Genomic DNA, 1,977 nt, shown 5'->3' on the forward strand with positions numbered 1-1,977 from the left:
GGCGGAACACGGAGCGTTGACGGCACTGGGCAGCAGGGTCTCGCCTCCATCTCCTTCGAGGAGGTGGAGATGGCCCAAGAGAGGCTGGCGGTGCGCAAGTTGAGAGAGGTGTTGCGATTGCGGTTCGCGTCGAAGCTGTCGACGAGGAACATCGCCACGAGTCTGGGCATCGGGAATGGGACGGTGTGCGAGTACCTGGGGCGAGCACGGGTAGCAGGGGTGGGAGGCTGGCCGCTGCCGCCAGAGTTGGACGACGACGGGGCGCTCACCGCGCTGTTCTTCCCTGACGAGGGAAAGGCGATTGCGCACCGGCCGGAGCCGGACTGGGCGCAGGTGCACCGAGAGCTCAAACGCAAGGGGGTTACCAAGCTGCTGTTGTGGGAGGAGTACCTGGCGGCCAACCCGGGTGGGTACCAGTACAGCCAGTTCTGCGAGCGGTATGGGCGCTGGCAGTCCGTCCTCGGTGTCACCATGAGGCAGGAGCACCGGGCGGGCGAGAAGCTCTTCGTGGACTTCAGCGGGGATGGCGTCGAGGTGGTGGATGGCGACACCGGAGAGGTGCGGGTCGCGAAGCTCTTCGTCGCCACGTTGGGGGCCAGCAGCTACACGTACGTCGAGCCCGTCTACTCCGAGGACCTGGCCACCTGGGTGGGCTGCCACGTGCGCGCCATGGCCTTCTTTGGGGGTGTCCCGGAGTTGGTGGTGCCGGACAACCTGAAGTCCGGAGTCACGCGCGCGCACCGCTACGAGCCGGAAGAGAACCCCACGTATGCCGACCTGGCGCGGCACTACGGCTTCGCCATTCTGCCGGCACGTCCTCGCCGCCCGCGCGACAAGGCGAAGGTAGAGGCGGCGGTGCTGGTGGCGGAGCGGTGGATTCTGGCCGTCCTGCGCAACCGCCGCTTCGGTGGCCTGCACGAGGTGCGCGAGGCCGTACGGCCGTTGCTCGAGAAGCTGAATGAGCGCCCGATGCGGCATGTGGGGCGCTCGCGTCGCCAGTTGTACGAGGAGCTCGAGAAGCCCGTGCTGAAAGCCCTGCCGGTACACGCCTACGAGTTGGCCTTCTGGAGGAAGGCGCGCGTCCCTCCTGACTACCACGTCGAGGTGGAGGGGCACCTCTACAGCGTGCCGTACTCGCTGGCGCACAAGCAGGTGGAGGCCCGCTACACGGAGGGGAGCGTCGAGGTGTTCCTCGGAGGCCGACGAGTCGCGAGCCACGTGCGAAAGCGCACCCAGGGCTACTCCACGCTGAAGGAGCACATGCCCGCCAGCCACCAGTCCCACGCGGAGTGGACGCCCGCGCGGCTGTTGACGTGGGCGCAGAAGACGGGCCCCTCCACGGCCGCGCTGGTGCAAGGCCTCATGGAGCGCAAACCCCATCCAGAGCAGGGCTTCCGCGGAGCCTTGGGCGTCATGCGATTGAAGGACAAGTACGGCGAGGCGCGGCTAGAGAAGGCGTGCGCCAGGGCCGTGCGCCACCGGGCCTACAGCTACAAGTCCGTGGCCGCCATTCTCCAGCACCACCTGGAGGACGCGCGGGAGGCGCATGAGGAGAAGCCGCCCCTGCCCGCCCATGAGAACGTGCGCGGCCCCCACTACTACCACTGACGTATCTCGCGCACGCCGAGACGAGCACCGCCGGCACCCGCCGCGGCGGGGCCCCTTGTGTGCGCGGACACTTCCCGTCTGGTGCGAGGCCTCGGTCACCCGCACTCGGAAGGGGCCCGCGCGCCCTGAGAAGCTGGCGCGCGCGGGCAAGCCCCCATGACCGACAAGAGGAACGAACCCGATGCTGGTGGAACAGACGCTGGAGAAACTCAACGGGATGAAGCTGCACGGGATGGCCTCGTACCTGCGCGACTGGTTGGCGAGGCCAGCGGAGCGAGACGTCAGCCCCGCCGACCTCGTGGGTCTGCTGGCCGACGCGGAGTGGATGCACCGAGAGAACAAGAAGCTCTCCTCTCGGCTGAGCGCGGC

General features: G+C 68.1%; 1 protein-coding gene and 1 pseudogene. Both read left to right on the plus strand.

The genetic code is table 11. From position 1 onward, the window contains the following. Positions 1 to 69: 69 nt before the first annotated feature. Entirely contained in the window at positions 70 to 1,608 is a 1,539-nt protein-coding gene (gene istA / locus HUA78_RS45605) for an IS21 family transposase (protein ID WP_174459495.1), read from the plus strand. A gap of 181 nt (positions 1,609 to 1,789) precedes the next feature. Next, positions 1,790 to 1,977 (plus strand): annotated as a pseudogene (locus HUA78_RS45610) (ATP-binding protein); the annotation flags it as partial.

It is taken from the genome of Myxococcus sp. CA033 (assembly GCF_013336625.1).
GTDB lineage: Bacteria > Myxococcota > Myxococcia > Myxococcales > Myxococcaceae > Myxococcus > Myxococcus llanfairpwllgwyngyllgogerychwyrndrobwllllantysiliogogogochensis.